This window comes from Streptococcus sp. SCPM-O-B-15304 (M98) (assembly GCF_058200215.1).
This window is the reverse complement of the sequence record NZ_JBYQGQ010000002.1, coordinates 71,545-91,352: the sequence shown is the minus strand read 5'-3', so window position 1 is coordinate 91,352 and position 19,808 is coordinate 71,545. Positions and strand designations below refer to the sequence as shown.

Annotated in this window: 22 protein-coding genes; 9 read left to right on the top strand and 13 right to left on the bottom strand. The window is 40.5% G+C overall.

Annotated features, from left to right (window positions below; genetic code table 11):
- Positions 1 to 106 precede the first annotated feature (106 nt).
- From upp to AC3E7H_RS01570, 3 genes are all read right to left on the bottom strand, one after another.
- Positions 107 to 736, bottom strand: a complete 630-nt coding sequence (gene upp / locus AC3E7H_RS01580) for a uracil phosphoribosyltransferase (protein WP_006150334.1) — start codon at positions 734 to 736, stop codon at positions 107 to 109.
- A gap of 89 nt (positions 737 to 825) precedes the next feature.
- Complete coding sequence (locus AC3E7H_RS01575; RefSeq protein ID WP_075228224.1) at positions 826 to 1,293, bottom strand: deoxycytidylate deaminase; 468 nt, start codon at positions 1,291 to 1,293, stop codon at positions 826 to 828.
- Between the two features lie 18 nt (positions 1,294 to 1,311).
- Complete coding sequence (locus AC3E7H_RS01570) at positions 1,312 to 1,869, bottom strand: TetR/AcrR family transcriptional regulator (protein ID WP_004252362.1); 558 nt, start codon at positions 1,867 to 1,869, stop codon at positions 1,312 to 1,314.
- Between the two features lie 124 nt (positions 1,870 to 1,993).
- On the opposite strand from AC3E7H_RS01570, the gene AC3E7H_RS01565 reads away from it, so the two are divergent.
- Genes AC3E7H_RS01565 through AC3E7H_RS01550 form a run of 4 tightly spaced genes read left to right on the top strand, consistent with a single transcriptional unit; the run spans position 1,994 to position 5,100 of the window.
- Entirely contained in the window at positions 1,994 to 2,839 is an 846-nt protein-coding gene (locus AC3E7H_RS01565; protein WP_075228223.1) for a DegV family protein, read from the top strand.
- 56 nt (positions 2,840 to 2,895) lie between these two features.
- Positions 2,896 to 4,062, top strand: a complete 1,167-nt coding sequence (gene aao / locus AC3E7H_RS01560; RefSeq protein WP_007554923.1) for an aminoacetone oxidase — start codon at positions 2,896 to 2,898, stop codon at positions 4,060 to 4,062.
- A gap of 50 nt (positions 4,063 to 4,112) precedes the next feature.
- Positions 4,113 to 4,634, top strand: a complete 522-nt coding sequence (locus tag AC3E7H_RS01555) for a DUF1697 domain-containing protein (protein ID WP_000400057.1) — start codon at positions 4,113 to 4,115, stop codon at positions 4,632 to 4,634.
- Between the two features lie 10 nt (positions 4,635 to 4,644).
- Entirely contained in the window at positions 4,645 to 5,100 is a 456-nt protein-coding gene (locus AC3E7H_RS01550; RefSeq protein WP_001081772.1) for an 8-oxo-dGTP diphosphatase, read from the top strand.
- A 225-nt stretch (positions 5,101 to 5,325) separates the two neighbouring features.
- On the opposite strand, the gene AC3E7H_RS01545 is transcribed toward AC3E7H_RS01550, so the two are convergent.
- On the bottom strand, positions 5,326 to 6,066 hold the full coding sequence (locus AC3E7H_RS01545) for a MerR family transcriptional regulator (protein ID WP_000274759.1): 741 nt from the start codon (positions 6,064 to 6,066) through the stop codon (positions 5,326 to 5,328).
- 228 nt (positions 6,067 to 6,294) lie between these two features.
- Between AC3E7H_RS01545 and AC3E7H_RS01540 the strand changes: the two genes are divergently transcribed.
- Positions 6,295 to 7,635, top strand: coding sequence for a sodium-dependent transporter (locus tag AC3E7H_RS01540; protein ID WP_490675987.1), 1,341 nt, complete (start codon positions 6,295 to 6,297; stop codon positions 7,633 to 7,635).
- 42 nt (positions 7,636 to 7,677) lie between these two features.
- Here the strand turns inward: AC3E7H_RS01540 and manA are convergent, their stop codons facing one another.
- The 7 genes from manA to AC3E7H_RS01505 all read right to left on the bottom strand — a co-directional run bounded on the left by manA (position 7,678) and on the right by AC3E7H_RS01505 (position 15,106).
- The gene (gene manA / locus AC3E7H_RS01535; protein WP_001294271.1) at positions 7,678 to 8,622 is read right to left on the bottom strand and encodes a mannose-6-phosphate isomerase, class I; all 945 of its coding nucleotides are present in this window, start codon (positions 8,620 to 8,622) and stop codon (positions 7,678 to 7,680) included.
- A 151-nt stretch (positions 8,623 to 8,773) separates the two neighbouring features.
- Complete coding sequence (locus AC3E7H_RS01530; RefSeq protein WP_231161332.1) at positions 8,774 to 9,355, bottom strand: DUF3592 domain-containing protein; 582 nt, start codon at positions 9,353 to 9,355, stop codon at positions 8,774 to 8,776.
- A gap of 140 nt (positions 9,356 to 9,495) precedes the next feature.
- Positions 9,496 to 9,843 (bottom strand): VOC family protein, encoded by a 348-nt coding sequence (locus AC3E7H_RS01525; RefSeq protein ID WP_001052659.1) that lies wholly within the window; start codon positions 9,841 to 9,843, stop codon positions 9,496 to 9,498.
- A gap of 154 nt (positions 9,844 to 9,997) precedes the next feature.
- Positions 9,998 to 11,773 (bottom strand): pyruvate oxidase, encoded by a 1,776-nt coding sequence (spxB, locus tag AC3E7H_RS01520; protein ID WP_490675986.1) that lies wholly within the window; start codon positions 11,771 to 11,773, stop codon positions 9,998 to 10,000.
- Positions 11,774 to 12,096: 323 nt separating this feature from the next.
- On the bottom strand, positions 12,097 to 14,319 hold the full coding sequence (locus tag AC3E7H_RS01515; protein WP_490675985.1) for a heavy metal translocating P-type ATPase: 2,223 nt from the start codon (positions 14,317 to 14,319) through the stop codon (positions 12,097 to 12,099).
- A 9-nt stretch (positions 14,320 to 14,328) separates the two neighbouring features.
- Positions 14,329 to 14,700 carry a cupredoxin domain-containing protein gene (locus AC3E7H_RS01510; RefSeq protein ID WP_049503202.1) on the bottom strand — a complete coding sequence of 124 codons (372 nt, stop codon included), beginning with the start codon at positions 14,698 to 14,700 and terminating at the stop codon, positions 14,329 to 14,331.
- A gap of 10 nt (positions 14,701 to 14,710) precedes the next feature.
- A complete protein-coding gene (locus tag AC3E7H_RS01505; protein ID WP_049503217.1) occupies positions 14,711 to 15,106 on the bottom strand; it encodes a CopY/TcrY family copper transport repressor in 396 nt (131 codons plus the stop codon).
- A 204-nt stretch (positions 15,107 to 15,310) separates the two neighbouring features.
- Between AC3E7H_RS01505 and AC3E7H_RS01500 the strand changes: the two genes are divergently transcribed.
- Genes AC3E7H_RS01500 through AC3E7H_RS01485 form a run of 4 tightly spaced genes read left to right on the top strand, consistent with a single transcriptional unit; the run spans position 15,311 to position 18,272 of the window.
- Complete coding sequence (locus AC3E7H_RS01500) at positions 15,311 to 15,991, top strand: amino acid ABC transporter permease (RefSeq protein WP_301559408.1); 681 nt, start codon at positions 15,311 to 15,313, stop codon at positions 15,989 to 15,991.
- Entirely contained in the window at positions 15,951 to 16,628 is a 678-nt protein-coding gene (locus AC3E7H_RS01495; protein ID WP_049509559.1) for an amino acid ABC transporter permease, read from the top strand. Before AC3E7H_RS01500 ends, AC3E7H_RS01495 begins: the two co-directional genes overlap by 41 nt.
- A complete protein-coding gene (locus tag AC3E7H_RS01490) occupies positions 16,629 to 17,387 on the top strand; it encodes an amino acid ABC transporter ATP-binding protein (protein ID WP_000005002.1) in 759 nt (252 codons plus the stop codon).
- Positions 17,388 to 17,405: 18 nt separating this feature from the next.
- Entirely contained in the window at positions 17,406 to 18,272 is an 867-nt protein-coding gene (locus tag AC3E7H_RS01485) for a cysteine ABC transporter substrate-binding protein (protein ID WP_000771284.1), read from the top strand.
- 62 nt (positions 18,273 to 18,334) lie between these two features.
- On the opposite strand, the gene pyrE is transcribed toward AC3E7H_RS01485, so the two are convergent.
- Both pyrE and pyrF read right to left on the bottom strand, forming a co-directional pair.
- Positions 18,335 to 18,967, bottom strand: coding sequence for an orotate phosphoribosyltransferase (gene pyrE / locus AC3E7H_RS01480; RefSeq protein WP_000170886.1), 633 nt, complete (start codon positions 18,965 to 18,967; stop codon positions 18,335 to 18,337).
- 39 nt (positions 18,968 to 19,006) lie between these two features.
- A complete protein-coding gene (gene pyrF, locus AC3E7H_RS01475; RefSeq protein WP_001209285.1) occupies positions 19,007 to 19,702 on the bottom strand; it encodes an orotidine-5'-phosphate decarboxylase in 696 nt (231 codons plus the stop codon).
- Positions 19,703 to 19,808: the final 106 nt, after the last annotated feature.

Below are 19,808 nucleotides of genomic sequence, written 5' to 3'. Positions count from 1 at the left end.
TGGTCAAAAAAGGTCAAATTTTTGCTCCATTCTAAAGACAGACACAAAAATTCAACCTCCTTTCGAAACTAAAACCAATGAACAGTTTTAGTCTATGCTTAGAATCTTATTTTGTACCGAACAAGCGGTCTCCTGCGTCTCCAAGACCTGGAACAATATAACCATGTTCGTTCAAACGTTCATCCAAAGCTGCAGTAAAGATTTCTACATCTGGGTGAGCTTCTTGAAGAGCTTTTACTCCTTCAGGAGCAGATACCAAGCAGACAAACTTGATGTTTGAAGCCCCACGTTTTTTAAGGGAATCAACAGCCAAGATTGCTGAACCACCAGTTGCAAGCATAGGGTCAACCACAAAGATTTGACGTTGGTCGATATCTTCAGGTAATTTTACTAAGTATTCTACTGGTTGAAGGGTTTCTTCGTCACGGTACATACCAATATGTCCAACTTTGGCTGCTGGAACCAAGCTCAATAGCCCATCGACCATCCCGATACCTGCACGTAAGATTGGAACAATCGCTAATTTTTTACCAGCCAATTGTTTTTGAACTGTTTTTGTGATAGGTGTTTCGATTTCAACGTCTTCAAGTGGAAGATCACGAAGTACTTCATATCCCATCAACATTGCAATCTCGTTAACTAACTCACGAAAAGCTTTTGTAGAAGTGTCAGTGCGACGCAAGATTGACAATTTGTGTTGAATCAGTGGATGATTAATAACTTCAAGTTTTCCCATTTTCAGAATTCCTTCTTTCAATTTATTCTTCTTATTATATCAAAAAATGGCTTAAAAAGCTTTCTAAACCATTTATTTTTTTATAATTTCTAGATTAGGTGAGCCTCTTGGAGAGCTGCTTGTACTGTTTCAAGTGGTAAATGGGTTAACTCTGTCCCTTTTTCGCGATAAAGATGTTGAGCATAGTCATCCATGCGGTATTGGTTGATATAAACAACACGCTCGCAACCTACTTGAAGGAGTTGCTTGGTACAGTTAAGACATGGGAAATGAGTAACGTAGGCTGTAAAGCCCTTTGGAACGCCACGCTCTGCCCCTTGTAAAATAGCATTTACCTCTGCATGAAGAGTGCGGACACAGTGGCCCTCAATCACCAGACAGTCGTGGTCAATACAATGTTCTGTTCCTGATACAGAGCCATTATAGCCTGTTGAAACAACCTTGTTATCCTTAACTAAAACGGCTCCTACCTTGGCACGTTTACAGGTTGAACGATTGGCAATCAATAGAGCTTGAGCAGCGAAATACTCATCCCAAGCCAGTCTTTTTTCTGTCATAGTTTTTCTCCTCTTAACTTATTTTTTGAAAAATGGCAAACGCAAATCTGCAATTTTCTCAGCAGGAACCTTCATTCCATCCTTGATCCATTTTAGCAAAACGGATACGATGGCAGAACTCCAAAAAGAATGCAGATAACTGCTAACACCCTTTGATTTTCCATAATATTTTTCCAAAAATTCCTGCATAGCTTGCACAAAGATTTTTTCCAAGTGATAGTCCAGGGCAAGCTGAATAACCTTGGCTTCTTTCTTGGCTTCTCGAAAAAGGTGAACCCAAACTAGATAGAGATCCGTCTTGACATCGTAATGACTTAGTTGCTCCATGATGTTATGGACGCTACGTTTAAAGACACTTTCTAAAATCTCTTCTTTGGAATCATAGTTTCGATAAAAAGCTGCACGAGAAACGCCAGCACGCTTGACTAACTCAGAAATGCTAATCTTAGCCAACTCCTTTTTCTCTAAGAGTTGCAAAAGAGCTGTTTCAATCGCTTCTCTGGTTAGCAAATTAGATTCTTGATTGGATTTTCTAAGATTTTCAAGCGATTTTTCAGATATTTTACGTTCAGACATAACAATTTCTTTCTAGTTGTGACAACAGAGAGGTACTACTTTTGTTTCAAGGGCTTTCATGATATAATTGTAAAAAAAGACAGAACCTTTGTCAATGTATAAGTGATAAAGATGGAGAAATTCTATGACTTGGAAGATTGTAGCTGACTCTGGTTGTGATTATCGCCAACTGGCAAACCTTGCTTTTGATACTGAATTTATCAGTGTCCCATTAACGATTCAAGTTGCTGACCAGGTCTTTGTCGATGATGCCAATCTGGATATTGATCAGATGATGGAAACTATGTATGCGACTTCTGAAGCTTCTAAATCAGCTTGCCCTAGTCCTGATGATTATTTACGAGCATTTGAAGGTGCCAAACATATTTTTGTAGTGACCATTACCGGAACTCTTTCTGGTAGTCAAAACAGCGCTCAATTAGCTAAGAATCTCTATCTCGAAGAACATCCTGATACTCAGATTCATGTCATTGATAGTTTGTCTGCTGGTGGGGAAGTTGATCTAATCGTTGAGAAAATCAATGATTTGATTGACCAAGGACTTTCTTTTGAAGAAGTGGTTAATGCTATTACTGCTTACCAAGAAAAAACTAAGTTATTGTTCGTTCTCGCTAAGGTTGATAACCTTGTTAAGAATGGTCGCTTGAGTAAGCTGATCGGTACAGTTGTTGGGCTCCTTAATATTCGTATGGTCGGGGAAGCAAGTGAAACTGGAACCTTGGAACTCCTCCAAAAGGCTCGTGGTGCTAAGAAGTCCCTTCAAGCTGCTTATGAAGAGTTAATCAAGGCTGGCTACGCTGGTGGGCGTATCGTCATGGCTCACCGTAGTAATGATAAATTCTGCCAACAACTCTCAGAACTCTTGCGTGAAAAATTCCCACAAGCTGAAATCAAGATTATCCCAACCTCTGGGCTCTGCAGTTTTTATGCAGAAGAAGGTGGACTCCTCATGGGATATGAAATTGACTAATAAATCAAACAGGAGATGACTTATCATCTCTTGTTTTTTTATGGTACAATACTTTTATGAAACATTTTGACACTATTGTAATCGGGGGAGGACCTGCTGGTATGATGGCTACGATTTCCAGTAGCTTTTATGGACAGAAAACCCTTCTCATCGAAAAAAATCGAAAACTTGGAAAAAAATTAGCTGGTACTGGTGGTGGTCGCTGTAACGTTACCAATAATGGAACTCTAGATGACCTATTAGCTGGCATCCCTGGGAATGGCCGCTTTCTATACAGTGTCTTCTCCCAGTTTGATAACCATGATATTATCAACTTTTTTACTGAAAATGGCGTAAAACTCAAGGTCGAAGACCATGGCCGCGTCTTTCCAGCCAGTGACAAATCTCGAACCATTATCGAAGCTTTGGAAAAGAAAATCATGGAGCTAGGTGGGCAAGTTGCCACTCAAACAGAGATTGTTTCGGTTAAAAAGATTGACGACCAGTTTGTCCTTAAGTCAGCAGACCAAACCTTCACTTGTGATAAACTCATCGTCACAACTGGTGGAAAATCCTATCCTTCTACTGGCTCTACTGGTTTTGGTCATGAAATCGCCCGACATTTCAAACACACCATTACCGAGCTTGAGGCTGCTGAAAGTCCATTGTTGACTGATTTCCCGCATAAGGCCTTGCAGGGAATTTCCCTAGACGATGTGACCCTAAGCTATGGCAAGCATGTCATCACTCATGACCTACTCTTTACCCACTTTGGTTTGTCAGGTCCTGCTGCGCTACGCATGTCTAGCTTTGTCAAGGGTGGGGAAATTCTCTCTCTAGATGTCTTGCCACAACTTTCAGAAGGTGACTTAGTTGACTTTTTAGAAGAGAACCGTGAAAAGTCCTTGAAAAATGCCTTAAAAACTTTACTCCCTGAACGCTTGGCAGAATTTTTTGTCCAAGGATATCCTGAAAAAGTCAAACAACTAACAGAAAAGGAACGCGACCAACTTGTCCAGTCCATCAAGGCTCTTAAAATCCCTGTAACTGGCAAAATGTCATTGGCTAAATCCTTTGTAACTAAAGGTGGCGTTAGTCTCAAGGAAATCAATCCTAAAACGCTGGAAAGTAAGCTAGTACCTGGACTCCACTTTGCTGGCGAAGTACTAGATATCAATGCCCATACGGGGGGATTTAACATCACTTCTGCCCTCTGTACCGGCTGGGTGGCAGGCTCAAACTAGAACTATAAATGATATAGTATCTAAAGATATTGGATAAGAAAGGAGCTATTTTGGAACATATTATTTTACTGAGAGGTGTTACACCGAATGGACAAAATGCTATCCCTAAAATGTCTTATCTGGTAGATATCTTAACAGAGGCTGGTTTTCAACACGTTCGAACTTATATTCAAAGTGGAAATATTATTCTTGAAAGCGACTTAGCCATAGAAGAAATACGAGAACAAGTCCATACTCTAATAAAAGAAAAAATCGGAGCCGACTTGAAAATGGTCATTAAAAATAAGAGTGATTTTACAAAAATTGTCCAAGAAAATCCGTTTGGAGAACACTATCTTTATGACCGTATACATATAATTCTTTTCCAGAATGCTATCCAAAGTCTACCATTAGAAAAATTGAATATTGACTATGGGGAAGAAGAAATTTGTATCGGCAACCATTGTCTTTACCTCTATCTCCCTAGAACTGCAAAACGAAAAAAGCTTAATACCAACTATCTCGAAAAGCTGTTCGGCGTTGATCTGACCATGCGAAAGTTAAACGTGGTAGAAAAATTACTAACAAAATAGGAAAAATAAGATGAACAGAAGAGAATCAGTCGAATTTGTCAACATGTGCTTGATTAAAAATGGGGACAAGGTCCTAGTTCAAGACCGAGTTAGTCCTGACTGGCCTGGCATTACCTTTCCTGGTGGCCATGTTGAACGTGGCGAATCCTTTGTCGATGCTGTCATTCGTGAAGTGAAAGAAGAAACTGGTCTGACCATTTCTAAACCCCAACTCTGTGGGATCAAAGACTGGTATGATGATGCAGATTATCGCTATGTTGTCCTCTTTTACAAAACTGAACACTTTACTGGTGAGCTCCAATCTTCAGACGAAGGAAAAGTCTGGTGGGAGGATTTTGAAAATCTATCTCATCTTAAACTAGCTACTGAGGATATGTCTGATATGCTTCGTGTTTTTTTGGAAGAAGACCTCAGTGAGTTCTTTTACTATAAGGATGGGGAAGATTGGTCTTACCAACTCAAATAACAGTAAATCGGCAGAGGTCTCTCCGCCGATTTTTAGCTTGTCTAATCTTCAAGCTAGGTCTGTGTCCTCCTACTAATACTCAATGAAAATCAAAGAGCAAACTAGAAAGCTAGCCGCAGGCTTTACTTGAGTATGGCAAGGTGAAGCTGACGTAGTTTGAAGAGATTTTCAAAGAGTATAAATTTCTGTTACTGGCTTTGTCAGTCCTAGCTTGGTCTTTGATTTTTATCGAGTTTGTGTGCTTACATAGTGGGCAATAACATCTGATGTGTACTGAGCTGTCCCTGGGCCAAATTTGTCAATATTTTCCTTAAACTCTGGATTATAGACATAGCCTTTTCCGATATGACCGAAGACTTCCATAGAGCAGTCAAATCCATAGGTACGAATGGCTTGCAAGAGCTTGACTGCTTCCTCTTGGTTTTCAGATGCTGTTATCGGCAGACCAGATTTTAGATTTTGAGCCAAGGTTTGAAAGATTTGATTAAAGGTTGTTGTAGCTTCATCCTCTCGTCCTTTTTGACGCTCGAGAGCCTGGTCCATGACTTCTTGGCCATATTTCTCTACTGCCTCTTGGTGGTATTTTTGATTGTCTTGATAGCTAAATCCAGTGAATTTTTCCTCAATGGTCATTTTTCTCTCTCCTTTTTGTTCTTGAATGGTTTTTTGTAAGGTTGAAATTAAGGTATCCAGATGTTGTCTTTCTCGAGTCAGGTAATCCAACTGTCTCGTCAAATGTGGTAACAAGTCCGTCTTTTCTTCCTTCAATAGCTCTGCTATTTTTTCTAAAGAAAAGCCTAGATACTTGTAATAAAGGATAACCTGAAGTCGTTCTAAATCCTCTTGGCTGTAGATTCGATAACCATTTTCTGACTTTAATGGGACCAAAAGTCCTATCTTATCATAATGGTAAAGTGTTTTGATAGAAACGCCTGAAAGCTGCGCAGCTTCTTTGATATGGTACATGATTTCCTCCTCACATAATTAGTATATACCCTCCCCTTTGGGGAGAGTCAAGTATTTTTTAAGAATTATGAAAACGTAAAATTGATTTTCTTGACAGACTTCAAAAATCATGATAGGATAATCAAGTCTATCAATCAAATAAAAAGCTCATAAAGAGTCATTGAGAGAAGGCTATTTGACAACTCAAGTAGCCTTTTCTTATTTTAAAAAATAGATCGGAGTTTTACTATGTCTGAAAAATCGCAATGGGGCTCGAAACTGGGCTTCATCCTTGCGTCTGCTGGTTCTGCTATTGGTCTTGGGGCCGTTTGGAAATTCCCTTATATGACCGCTGCCAATGGTGGAGGAGGATTTTTACTGGTCTTTCTCATCTCAACGATTTTAATTGGTTTCCCGCTTTTGCTGGCGGAGTTTGCCCTTGGTCGGAGCGCTGGCGTGTCAGCAATCAAAACCTTTGGAAAATTGGGCGATAACAAGAACTACAATTTTATCGGTTGGATCGGTGCCTTTGCCCTTTTCATCCTCCTATCCTTTTACAGTGTTATTGGTGGATGGGTTTTAGTCTATCTAGGTATCACTATTGCTAAAGCCTTCCAAGTTGGGATTAGCAGTGATTATGCCCAGCTCTTCACAGATATTATTTCAAATCCATGGATTGCTCTCGGTTCCCAAGCCCTCTTCATCTTCCTCAACATCTTTATCGTATCTAAGGGAGTTCAAAAAGGGATTGAAAGAGCATCGAAAGTTATGATGCCCCTGCTCTTTATCATCTTTGTCATTATCATTGGGCGCTCTCTCAGCTTGCCTAAGGCCATGGAAGGTGTGGTTTACTTCCTCAAACCTGACTTTTCAAAACTGACAAGCGCCGGACTCCTCTATGCTCTGGGACAATCTTTCTTTGCACTATCGCTCGGTGTTACTGCCATGTTGACCTATGCTTCTTACTTGGATAAGACAACCAATCTGGTCCAATCAGGTATGTCCATCGTTGCCATGAACATCTCTGTATCCATCATGGCAGGATTAGCTATTTTCCCAGCTATGTCAGCCTTTAACATCCAGTCTGAAGGTGGTCCAAGTCTCCTCTTTATTGTCTTGCCTCAACTCTTTGACAAGATGCCTTTTGGAAGTATTTTCTACATCCTTTTCCTATTGCTTTTCCTCTTTGCGACAGTCACTTCTTCTGTCGTAATGCTGGAAATCAATGTAGGCAACATCACCAACCAAGACAATCGTAGACGTACTAAGTGGAGTATGATTTTAGGTGTTTTAACTTTTGTATTTGGTATCCCTTCAACCCTATCCTACGGAGTCATGGCAGACGTTCAAATCTTTGGAAAGACCTTCTTTGATGCCATGGACTTCTTGGTTTCTAATCTCCTCATGCCTTTTGGTGCCCTCTGCTTGTCTCTCTTTACAGGATATATTTTCAAAAAAGCATTGGCTATGGAGGAACTCCATCTTGATGAAACACCGTGGAAACAAGGACTTTTCCAAGTCTGGCTCTTCCTTCTTCGTTTTATCATCCCAATCATTATCATCGTGGTCTTTATCGCCCAATTTATGTAACTATAAAAAAGGACTTGAGTAATGAACTCAGGTCCTTTCTTTTTATGGATGACTAACAATCAATTCCAAATCTTGTCCTTCAAGTGTCCAAGCTTCAACATCGCTTGGAAGGATAAAGTGGCTACCTTTTTGAATTGGATATTCCTTACCGTCTACAATTAGTTTCCCTTGACCAGCTAAGACACTCAACAAGCTATAGTCAGCTGTTTTTTCAAAGTCAACTTTTCCAGTGATTTCCCACTTGTAGACTGCGAAGAATTCATTGGATACAAGGAGAGTTGAACGCAAATCGTCTGCTTTAACGGTTACAGGACGGCTGTTAGCAGGCTCACCAATATTTAGAACATCGATGGATTTTTCAAGATGAAGCTCGCGCAAGTTACCATTATCATCCTTGCGGTCAAAGTCATAGACACGGTAGGTTGTATCACTAGACTGTTGCGTTTCAAGGATCAAGATACCTGCTCCAATAGCATGCATGGTTCCACTTGGAACATAGAAGAAATCTCCAGCTTTTACAGGAACTTTTGTTAACAAGGCATCCCAGTTTTTATCTTCGATTTGCTGGCGGAGTTCTTCTTTTGACTTAGCGTTATGGCCGTAAATAATTTCTGAACCCTCATCTGCAGCAATAATGTACCAACATTCTGTTTTTCCGAGTTCGCCCTCATGTTCTAGGCCATAAGCATCATCTGGGTGGACTTGAACACTGAGCCAGTCATTGGCATCAAGGATTTTTGTTAAAAGCGGAAATACTGGCTCTGGACGGTTACCAAATAACTCACGGTGTTCCGCATACAAAGTAGCTAGGTCGATTCCCTCAAAGCGACCATTGGCTACCTTGGAAACACCATTTGGGTGAGCTGAGATTGCCCAATATTCACCAATCTTTTCGCTCGGGATGTCATAGCCAAACTCATCACGAAGTTTAGTACCTCCCCAGATTTTTTCTTGCATAACGGAATTTAAAAATAATGGTTCTGACATGTTTCATCTCCTGTCTGATTTTTCACCCTCATTATAGCAAAAAAAGAGTCCTAATTGAACTCTTTTTTCTATCTTATAAAGAAGGGAGAAGATTTTATAAAAATAGTAACGATATGGATTTCATAATTTTAAGAAAATCTACAAGAAACTATTAGTTCACAAGATTTGGAAGAATAAACACCGTAAAGAATGCCATGACAATCATCATAAAAACAAGGAGATAGACAGCACATTCTGTCAGCCATGCATAACGTCCTGGTTTTAGCGGTCTTTCTACGTAGGCATGTTTTGGCTTATTAGGATCATAGTAAACGGCAACTTTCCCTCCAATTGGAAATCGTTCCATTAATGGTGATTTGGTTAAGGAAATAAAACTGTTCCTATAAATCTGGAATCTTAAAATCTGAGGAATTTCACCATCTTCGAGATTATCCATTTTTACATCAGAGACAACCGAGCCCAAGGGAGTACTGATTGTATTTGATATAGCCATAATAAATTTTGGACCTACAACATTGTACTGGTTCCCGTCAACAGTGTACTCAACCACAGGAAGGCTAATCCCGTTATAAAGAGCATAAGAGTATCTAATAATAACTCCTTCGGTTTTTTCCGTACATCTCTTGGCATTTCTATAATTACTCAAGATAAAAAAATCAAACATAAAATAGGTAAAAGCAGCAAAGCCTAACATCATCAAGCCAAATAATAGAAAGAAAGTAGTTGGCATCATTTTTCTCCTTAAAATATCCTAATGAATTTATTTTAACAGAAATGAAAGAAAAAGACCGGATTGCTCCGATCTTTCAATAGTTCATATGCGCACATTCTTTTTTAAGAATCATTATGGTTAACTTCAAATGACTAAGCGTCCTATTTCATACGATAAAAATCAATCACTAGACCAGCAGGGCCACTTACTAGCAGGGATTCGGTTCCCCAATCAGTTACAACTGGCCCATGTAAAATCTCAATCCCTAATTCTTTCACACGTTTTTGATTCTGTTCCAAATCTTCAACTTCAATGTGTAGAATGATTCCTGACTGAAAATTTTCCAAAGGTATCAAATGGTTTTGGGATAACATGAGACAGTGACTGCCAATCGTGAACTGAGCAAAACCATCATCAACATAGTCTGCCTTCTTATCCAAAATATGCTCTAAGTCAGCACAGACTTGGGGAACATTTGAAACAATAATATCCAATTGATTTAAATTCATTTACTATCCTCCATAAAAAGACCGGATTGCTCCGATCTTTTCAAGTTCTGCTCTAAGAAAATCAAAGAATAAACAAGGCATCGAACCGCAGGCAGTACTGGAGTACGGCAAGGTGAAGATAACGCAGTTTACATTTGATTTTCGACGAGCAGAATTATTTGATTGCGCGTGATTGCAACCCTTCTTCTTCCAAGAAGAGGCGGAATGGTACGAGCACTTCTGCTTCGTATTTTTCCTTGAAGGCTTTGATTGCTTCTTCTGAGTGAAGTTTTGGATCCAATTCAAGTACTTCTACTGGAAGTGGACGATGTGGAGTGATGTGAGCATCGATAACAACAGTTTTACCTTCTTTGTTCAATTTAACAGCTTCAGCAACGACTGCGTCGATGTCTTCGATACGGTCAACTGTAAATCCAATAGCTCCTTGAGCTTCAGCGATTTTCGCATAGTCAGCATTAGGGAAGTCACAACCAAACAAGTGTTTGTTTGTGTCTTCGTATTTGTCCTTGATGAAGGCATATTTACCATTTGAGAAGACAACGTTGATAACTGGAAGGTCGTATTGAACGTTTGTGATGACGTCTGGGTAGCACATGTTGAAGGCTCCGTCACCCATGATGTTCCATACTTGGCGATCTGGATTGTCTTTCTTAGCAGCGATACCACCAGGAAGGGCAATACCCATTGTCGCAAAGAGTGGAGATGTACGCCACATGTTCTTAGGTGTCATGTGAAGGTGACGAGTAGATGTTTGAGTAGTGTCACCTACGTCGATTGAGTAGATAGCGTCTTGGTCAGCGTATTTGTTGATAGCGTTGTAAACTTGATACAATTGCAATTCACCCTCAGTTTTACCTTCGAGTTTGTTCATGTAATCACGCCAGTTTTGGTTGTTCTTCACGTTTGCACGCCACCATGGAGTAGATTCAACGGGATTTACTTTATCAAGGATAGCTTTAGCTGCTTGACCTGCGTCACCAAGGATAGAAGCGTCAAGAGCGTGACGTTTACCAAGTTTGTAAGGGTCGATATCGACTTGGATGAATTTTTCAGTGTTCTTAAATGCTTCGTATACTTCAGCAAATGGGAAGTTTGAACCAAGGAAAAGAACTGTGTCTGCTTCAAAGACCACTTCGTTGGCTGGCTTCCAACCAACACGGTAAGCAGAACCTGTCAAACCTTCGTAGTTCCATTCAAAAGCTTCAAAGTTTTTACCAGTTGTGATGATTGGTGCTTTGATTTTACGTGACAATTCAGTAATCACTTCACCAGCTTTAACACCACCGTAACCAGCGTAGATAACTGGGCGTTCAGCATTGTTCAAAATTTCAACAGCTTTATCGATTTCAACTTCGTTCAAAGCAGGAGCGATGAATGAACGCTCGTAAGAACCTGAACCGTAGTATGAGTTTTCGTCGATTTCTTGGAAACCAAAGTTTACTGGAATTTCAACAACGGCTGGACCTTTTTTAGAAACGGCAGCACGGCAAGCTTCGTCGATCACTTTTGGTAATTGCTCTGCGTAAGCTACACGTTTGTTGTAAACAGCGATACCGTTGTACATTGGGTTTTGGTTCAATTCTTGGAAGGCATCCATGTTGAGTTCATTAACAGGACGTGATCCAAGGATAGCAAGGAATGGAGTGTTATCCATAGCTGCATCGTAAACACCGTTGATCAAGTGAGTCGCACCTGGACCACCTGAACCAACTGCAACACCGATAGAACCGCCAAATTTAGCCTGCATAACCGCTGCAAGAGCACCTGTTTCTTCGTGGCGAACTTGCAAGAAACGGATATCTTTGTCTTCAGCCAAAGCGTCCATAAGTGAGCTGAGTGTTCCTGATGGGATACCGTAGATAGTGTCTACACCCCATGTTTTCAATACGTTAAGCATTGCTGCTGATGCAGTAATTTTCCCTTGAGTCATAATGATAACTCTCCTTAAAAGTTAATTTGATGAATAATAAAAGCGCTTTTATATGTTTTTTGAAAACGATTCAGTAAATTTACACTCCTAATTTATCACATTTACTTATAGTTTCATAAGAATGTGCTCAGAAACTTTCATTCTCTATTACAGTACAGATTGAAAACGTTTTGAAAATCTGTTTTAGAATAGCAAAAAAGCGGTTAAGACCGCCTTTTTATACTCAATGAAAATCAAAGAGCAAACTAGGAAGCTAGCCGTAGGCTGTACTTGAGTACGGCAGGGTGAAGCTGACGTGGTTTGAATTTGATTTTCGAAGAGTATTAATCGACTTTAGTAAAATTAAGCATAAGAGAGCTGATTAGAACAGAGACTGAGCTAAAGGCCATGGCTAATCCTGCAAGTTCTGGATTGAGTACCAAACCAAGACTTGAAAAGACTCCTGCTGCAATCGGAATACCAATGAGGTTATAGATAGAAGCCCAGAAAAGATTGAGTAGAATACGATTAAAGGTCTTCTTACTCATATCAAAAGCACGTGCCAATCCTAGTAAATTGTTGGTTGTAAGGACAAGATCTGCTGATTCGATAGCAATATCTGTTCCAGAGCCCATAGCAATTCCGACATCCGCTACACTGAGGGCCGGCGCATCATTGATGCCATCTCCAACAAAGGCCAATTTGCCATTCTTTTGAAGCTTGTGAATTTCATGTGCCTTTTCCTCTGGCAAGACATTTGCGATCACTTCTTCGATTCCAATTTGCTCTGCAATCGCATGGGCTACTCCAGCATTATCTCCGGTAAGCATGACCGTTCTAAGACCACGTTTTTTCAATTTAGCAATAGCTTCTTTGGCATTTTCCTTAGGGACATCCTGCAAGGCAATTAAGCCTTTTAGTTCACCATCTACTGATAAGAAGACAACTGTTTTCGCTTCTTTCTCAAGCAAATCAAATCGTTCTTGATAATCATGTGGAATAGCAAGATCATCTAAGAGTTTGGCATTTCCAAGCAAGACTTGTTTACTATTAATAATCCCAGTCACACCTTTTCCATGCAAGGCTTGGAAGTTTTCCACTGGGTAAAGGCTAATTCCTAGTTCAGATGCACGATTAACAATAGCTTGAGCTAGCGGGTGTTGAGATACATCTTCCAGTGAAGCAGCCAAACTTAGCACTTCTCTTTCATCACCAATAACATCTGTCACTACTGGCTTCCCTTCGGTCAAGGTTCCTGTCTTATCAAAAACAACCGTTTGGACTTTTTGGATTTCCTGTAAAACTGTACCATTTTTGAGAAGAATCCCCATCTTGGCACTTCGTCCTGTTCCAACCATGAGTGCTGTCGGTGTCGCGAGTCCTAGCGCACAAGGACAGGCAATAATCAAAACAGCAACTCCGTAGAGAAGTGACGTCACAAAGCTTTCTCCTAGGAAAACAAACCAGATCCAAAAAGTAAGAAGTCCTAAAATGACAACTGCTGGTACAAAAATCCCAGAAATCTTGTCTGTCAAATCTTGAATAGGAGCACGACTCGTTTGCGCTTTTTTCACAAAGTCCACAATCTGAGCCAACATAGTCTCAGAACCCACTTTTTCAGCTCTAAAGATGATCGTACCACTATTATTGATGGTTGAACCAATGACAGCATCTCCAACTGATTTATCGACTGGAATACTTTCCCCAGTCACCATTGACTCATCAATACTCGTTTCACCTTCTAAGACAATCCCATCAACGGCAATTTTTTCACCTGGTCGAACGCGAATGAGATCCCCAACTTTGACTTGTTCTAGAGGTATTTGAACATAAACATCATCACGCAAAACCTCTGCTGTTTTTGCTTGTAGGTCTAATAATTTTTCGACTGCCTGCGAAGTATTTTTTCGCATTTTTTCCTCAAAAACTGCTCCCAAAAGAATGAAGAAGAGGATAAATGCAGCACTTTCAAAGTAAACGGGCAGACCAGTGAAGAGGGCAACTAAGCTATAGAAATAGGCCACTAGGGTTCCCAGAGCAACCAAGGTATCCATGTTGGAATTGTGCTTTTTAAAACTAGCCCAGGCGCTTCTGATATATGGAACTCCAGCTACCAGCATAATGGGGGTTGTGGCTAAAAAGGTGCCCCAACGCATAACTTGGTGACTAATTCCTCCTGTAGACATCCCAATCATAAGAATCACAAGAGGCACAGTAAAGATACTAGTAATCCAAAAACGTTGTAAAAGACTGAGAGACTTTTTGGTTTTTTCAACAACGGTGTAGGTTCCCTTTTGCATCTTCATGCCACAAGAAAACTCGTGCTCACCCAAGTCTTGAGGCGTAAAGCGAATAATTTTTTCCTCATCTTGAGCGATTGGTTCTAGAATCCCTTCTTCTTCGAAGAGAACTTCTTTATAACAGTTTGAAGGTGTCACACGGTGAAAAGTAATCTCAGCAGGAATCCCTTTTTGCAGTTGAATGTGGGCTGGATGGTAGCCTTTGTCTGCCGTGATACGGATTTTTTGAACACCATTTTCAAGACTTGCTTTTACAATTTCAGTCATATCATTCTCCTATTCTACAATCATCTTACCGTGCATCATATTCATGCCACAAGAGAAACCATACTCACCTGCTTCTTGAGGAGTGATTTCAACCACATATTGCTCTCCCATAGGGAGATTTGCATGCACTCCAAAGTCTGGAAAAACGATTTGATCCAAGCAAGGTGAAGGATCTTTTCGATCAAAAATAATGCGAGCAGGTTGCGATTTTTTGAGAATAATGGTTCCTGGAGTGTATCCCCCCATGACTTCCACACGGATTTCCTGATAGCCATTCTTTTGTTGGGCTCTCTTAGCATCTTCTTGCGGTTTTTTGAAAAACCAAAAGAGGATAAAAGCAATCATTCCTAAAACAACAATAGATACAAATAGATTTAACATAGCGTCTCCTTTACATACAATTACATCTTACTTCTGTTACAGCACTTGCTTTTTTCTTTGAAATCACTTCTTCCAAGCCTTCCAAGTCAGCTAGGGTAAAGTCACATTCTTCAATCAAATCAGCTAGTAAGAGCTTTATTCTGCGGGAACAAAGCTTGTCTTTAATATCCTGAACAAGTAACTTCCTGCTATCTTCCTGTGTCAACAGGGCTGAATAGACAAAGGACTTGCCCTGCTTTTCCCGAGTCAAACATTCTTTCTCCACCAAACGGGCCAAGAGTGTCTGGATCGTGGATTTGGACCAACTGAACCTTTTCTCTAATACTTTTATGAGATCAGTACTAGTCTGTTCTCCCTGCATCCAGATAATCTTCATGATCTGCCATTCTGCATCCGAAATCTGCATCATCACACCTCCAAAATCTACATTTGTCGATTACAGTTATTAGTATACTTCAAAAATCTACATTTGTCAACTAAAAATCACATTTTTAAAATTTATCGCCGTTATAAATATTTTTTATCACCACAATAAAAAATACATATTATCCAAAGCTTTCTTTTAATGCTACAATAACTGTATCATTTTCCTAGATGGGAGGTTCTACTTTTGGATTGGTCCATTGTTGAACAATATCTACCACTCTATCAAAAGGCATTCTTTCTGACCTTGCATATTGCAGTTTGGGGAATTCTAGGTTCTTTTTTGCTGGGGCTCATCGTCAGCGTCATCCGGCATCACCGCCTTCCTGTTTTCTCCCAGTTGGCAACAGCCTATATCGAACTTTCACGAAATACACCCCTTTTGATACAACTTTTCTTTCTCTACTTCGGTCTACCTCGAATAGGGATTGTTCTTTCTTCAGAAGTCTGTGCAACAGTCGGGCTCATCTTTTTAGGTGGTTCCTACATGGCAGAATCCTTCCGAAGCGGGCTTGAAGCAGTCAGTCAAACCCAGCATGAAATTGGTTTAGCCATTGGGCTTACTCCATTTCAGGTTTTTCGCTACGTGGTTCTGCCACAAGCGACAGCGGTTGCTCTACCATCCTTTAGTGCCAATGTTATTTTCCTCATCAAGGAAACTTCTGTCTTCTCAGCAGTTGCCCTTGCTGACCTTATGTATGTTGCTAAGGATTTGATAGGACTCTACTATGAGACAGATATTGCGTTAGCTATGTTGGTGGTTGCTTACCTTATCATGCTTCTACCTATTTCACTAGTCTTTAGTTGGATAGAAAGGAGGCTCCGTCATGCAGGATTCGGGAATGCAAGTACTCTTTCAGGGAAATAATCTCCTGAGAATTTTACAGGGATTGGGCGTCACGATTGGGATTTCAATCCTGTCTGTCTTCTTATCCATGATTTTCGGAACGGTGATGGGAATTATCATGACTTCTCATTCTAGAGTGATTCGCTTCTTGACACGCTTATATCTAGAATTTATCCGGATTATGCCTCAGCTAGTGCTTCTCTTCATCGTTTACTTTGGTTTGGCTCGAAACTTTAATATCAATATCTCAGGTGAGACTTCTGCTATTATCGTTTTTACCCTGTGGGGTACAGCTGAGATGGGAGACTTGGTTCGTGGAGCTATCACTTCCCTCCCTAAGCATCAGTTTGAGAGCGGACAAGCGCTTGGTTTAACTAAAGTGCAACTCTACTACCATATCATCATCCCGCAAGTCTTGAGAAGATTACTTCCACAAGCCATCAACCTTGTCACTCGGATGATTAAAACGACTTCCTTGGTTGTTTTGATTGGAGTTGTTGAGGTTACCAAGGTTGGACAACAAATTATCGATAGCAATCGTTTGACGATCCCAACAGCTTCCTTTTGGATTTATGGAACCATCCTAGTCTTGTATTTCGCGGTTTGCTTCCCTATTTCCAAACTATCTACTCACTTAGAAAAACATTGGAGGAATTAAATGTCTGAAACTATTTTAGAAATCAAGGAACTAAAAAAATCCTTCGGAGACAATCCTATCCTCCAAGGACTTTCTCTAGATATCAAAAAGGGAGAAGTTGTCGTCATCCTAGGACCATCTGGTTGTGGGAAAAGTACCCTACTTCGCTGTCTCAATGGATTAGAAACTATCCAAGGCGGAGATATCCTGCTGGATGGTCAATCCATCGTTGAAAATAAAAAAGATTTTCACCTAGTTCGTCAAAAGATTGGTATGGTCTTTCAAAGTTACGAACTCTTTCCTCACTTAGATGTCCTTCAAAACCTTATCTTAGGCCCTATCAAGGCTCAAGGACGCGACAAGAAAGAAGTAACACAAGAAGCCTTACAGTTACTAGAACGTGTAGGATTGTTGGATAAACAACATAGCTTTGCTCGCCAATTATCCGGCGGACAAAAACAACGGGTTGCTATCGTTCGTGCCCTTCTCATGCATCCAGAAATCATTCTTTTTGACGAGGTGACGGCTTCACTGGATCCAGAAATGGTGCGTGAGGTTCTGGAACTTATCAATGACTTGGCTCAAGAAGGGCGTACCATGATTCTGGTAACCCATGAAATGCAGTTTGCCCAAGCCATTGCGGACCGCATCATCTTCCTCGACCAAGGGAAGATTGCCGAAGAAGGAACTGCTCAAGAATTCTTCACAAATCCACAAACCAAACGAGCACAAGAATTTTTAAACGTCTTTGACTTTAGCCAGTTTGGCTCATATCTATAATCAATAAAGGAGATTATTATGAAACTACTTAAACCAATTCTAACTGTTTTTGCTCTAGCATTTGCGCTTATCTTTGTCACAGCTTGTAGTTCAGGCGGAAGCTCTGATGCTTCATCTACGAAGGCAACTGCCAAAGCTCGCACCATTGATGAAATTAAGAAAAGTGGGGAACTTCGAATCGCAGTATTTGGAGATAAGAAACCGTTTGGTTATGTTGACAACGACGGTTCTTACCAAGGTTACGATATCGAACTTGGTAACCAATTAGCACAAGACCTTGGTGTCAAACCGAAATATGTATCAGTGGATGCAGCTAACCGTGCTGAATACTTGATTTCAAATAAAGTTGATATCACCCTTGCCAACTTCACAGTTACTGATGAACGTAAGAAACAAGTTGACTTTGCCCTTCCTTACATGAAAGTTTCTCTCGGTGTTGTGTCACCAAAAGATAAAGTCATCAAGGACGTTAAAGAACTTGAAGGTAAAACCTTGATCGTTACAAAAGGAACCACTGCTGAAACTTACTTTGAGAAAAATCACCCAGAAGTAAAACTTCAAAAATACGACCAATATAGCGATGCCTACCAAGCCCTTCTTGACGGACGTGGAGATGCCTTCTCTACTGACAATACTGAAGTCCTAGCTTGGGCACTTGAAAACAAGGGATTTGAAGTAGGAATTACCTCTCTAGGTAACCCAGATACTATTGCACCAGCAGTTCAAAAAGGTAACCAAGAACTACTTGACTACATTAACCAAGAAATCGAAAAATTAGGTAAAGAAAACTTCTTCCATAAGGCTTACGAAAAAACACTTCACCCAACCTACGGTGATGCTGCTAAAGCAGATGACCTGGTTGTTGAAGGTGGAAAAGTTGACTAACATCCAATGAAATCACAAAAAGAAATCAGGTAATCCTAGCGACTACCTGATTTTTATATACCTTAAGCATTTTGCCAATTTTCTTGGTCTTCTTTAAAGCGTTTTAGGAGGTCGAGTCCTTCTGGTGTGATATAGCCTTCTTCTTGAGCTATGTGAATGAGCTCGCTGTAGTTTGAGAGGGTTACTAGTTTGACACCAGCATCCGCAAAGTTCTTATCTGCTTTTGGCAATTGATAGCTGAAGATAGCCACAACTCCAAGAACATCAGCTCCTTCACGTTTAGCAGCTGCTACGGCTTCAAGAACTGAACCGCCAGTTGAAATCAAATCTTCGACAACGACCATCTTTTGTCCTTGAGCTACACGGCCTTCGATTTGATTTCCAGCACCATGGTCTTTTGGTTTGCTACGGATATAGGCAAATGGCAAGTTCATCTTGTCAGCGATGATGGCACCATGAGGAATACCTGCAGTCGCTGTTCCTGCAATCACTTCTACTTCTGGGAATTCTGCCTTAATAGCTTCCACAAAACCATTTTCAATCAAGCTACGAGTATCTGGATAAGCAAGCGTCACACGGTTGTCCGTATAAATCGGTGATTTGATACCAGATGCCCAAGTGAAAGGTTCTTCTGGTTTGAGGTAAACGGCTTGAATTTTCAATAGATGGCTGGCAATGTCTTTAGCAAGTGTCATGGTCTACTCCTTTTGTTTTTATAATCTATTTCTTTAATTTCAGTCTTGGTTCCACTCATCCTTGATAGCATGATAAGCTGCAACTGGATCAGTGGCTTGAGTAATCGGGCGACCGACAACGATGTAGTCACTACCAATTTGATAAGCATCTGCTGGCGTCATGACTCGTTTTTGATCTCCAACTGCAGCCCCTGCCGGTCGAATACCCGGTGTCAGGCAGATAAAGTCTTGGTTGGTAGCTTCTTTGATAAGCTTGACTTCCTGAGCTGAACAAACCACACCATCTAATCCAGCTTCAGCAGTTTTCTTGGCATAATGAATGACCGATTCTTGAAGACTGGTTTGAATATTTTGAAAGTCTCTCATTTGTTCTTCAGAAGTTGAAGTCAACTGGGTAACAGCAATCAATTTTGCTTCTTTTCCAAGACCTTCACGCGCAGCCTTCATCATCTCCACACCACCTGCGGCATGAACATTGGTCATGTCAACACCCAGATGAGACAAAACCTTCATGGCTGACTTAACCGTATTGGGAATATCATGAAGTTTGAGATCCAGAAAGACACTGTGACCTAAGTCTTTCAAATAAGAAACAATCTCCGGACCTGTGGCGTAATAGAGCTCCATACCTACCTTTAGATAGAGGCTCTCTTCAGCTGGAAAAAGAGCTAAAAATTTCTTGACTGCCTCAAAACTTGGAAAATCAAGAGCAATAACTGGACGAGATTCGCGCATACTTTTCTCCTTTTACCTTTGTGAACTAGAGAGCATGAAAAAAGGAACCTGCCAACAGCAAGGTTCCACGAAAAATGGGTAGAATCCACCCTTTCACCGTCTAACC

Coding starts and splice junctions, on each gene's coding strand:
- AC3E7H_RS01550 (WP_001081772.1), top strand. CDS start 4,645: ATGAACAGAAGAGAATCAGTCGAATTTGTCAACATGTGCTTGATTAAA.
- AC3E7H_RS01565 (WP_075228223.1), top strand. CDS start 1,994: ATGACTTGGAAGATTGTAGCTGACTCTGGTTGTGATTATCGCCAACTG.
- AC3E7H_RS01575 (WP_075228224.1), bottom strand. CDS start 1,293: ATGACAGAAAAAAGACTGGCTTGGGATGAGTATTTCGCTGCTCAAGCT.
- AC3E7H_RS01545 (WP_000274759.1), bottom strand. CDS start 6,066: ATGTACCATATCAAAGAAGCTGCGCAGCTTTCAGGCGTTTCTATCAAA.
- AC3E7H_RS01505 (WP_049503217.1), bottom strand. CDS start 15,106: ATGCAGATTTCGGATGCAGAATGGCAGATCATGAAGATTATCTGGATG.
- AC3E7H_RS01490 (WP_000005002.1), top strand. CDS start 16,629: ATGTCTGAAACTATTTTAGAAATCAAGGAACTAAAAAAATCCTTCGGA.
- spxB (WP_490675986.1), bottom strand. CDS start 11,773: ATGACTCAAGGGAAAATTACTGCATCAGCAGCAATGCTTAACGTATTG.
- AC3E7H_RS01515 (WP_490675985.1), bottom strand. CDS start 14,319: ATGACTGAAATTGTAAAAGCAAGTCTTGAAAATGGTGTTCAAAAAATC.
- AC3E7H_RS01570 (WP_004252362.1), bottom strand. CDS start 1,869: ATGTCTGAACGTAAAATATCTGAAAAATCGCTTGAAAATCTTAGAAAA.
- AC3E7H_RS01525 (WP_001052659.1), bottom strand. CDS start 9,843: ATGAATTTAAATCAATTGGATATTATTGTTTCAAATGTTCCCCAAGTC.
- AC3E7H_RS01530 (WP_231161332.1), bottom strand. CDS start 9,355: ATGATGCCAACTACTTTCTTTCTATTATTTGGCTTGATGATGTTAGGC.
- aao (WP_007554923.1), top strand. CDS start 2,896: ATGAAACATTTTGACACTATTGTAATCGGGGGAGGACCTGCTGGTATG.
- AC3E7H_RS01495 (WP_049509559.1), top strand. CDS start 15,951: ATGCAGGATTCGGGAATGCAAGTACTCTTTCAGGGAAATAATCTCCTG.
- manA (WP_001294271.1), bottom strand. CDS start 8,622: ATGTCAGAACCATTATTTTTAAATTCCGTTATGCAAGAAAAAATCTGG.
- AC3E7H_RS01540 (WP_490675987.1), top strand. CDS start 6,295: ATGTCTGAAAAATCGCAATGGGGCTCGAAACTGGGCTTCATCCTTGCG.
- upp (WP_006150334.1), bottom strand. CDS start 736: ATGGGAAAACTTGAAGTTATTAATCATCCACTGATTCAACACAAATTG.
- pyrE (WP_000170886.1), bottom strand. CDS start 18,967: ATGACACTTGCTAAAGACATTGCCAGCCATCTATTGAAAATTCAAGCC.
- pyrF (WP_001209285.1), bottom strand. CDS start 19,702: ATGCGCGAATCTCGTCCAGTTATTGCTCTTGATTTTCCAAGTTTTGAG.
- AC3E7H_RS01510 (WP_049503202.1), bottom strand. CDS start 14,700: ATGTTAAATCTATTTGTATCTATTGTTGTTTTAGGAATGATTGCTTTT.
- AC3E7H_RS01485 (WP_000771284.1), top strand. CDS start 17,406: ATGAAACTACTTAAACCAATTCTAACTGTTTTTGCTCTAGCATTTGCG.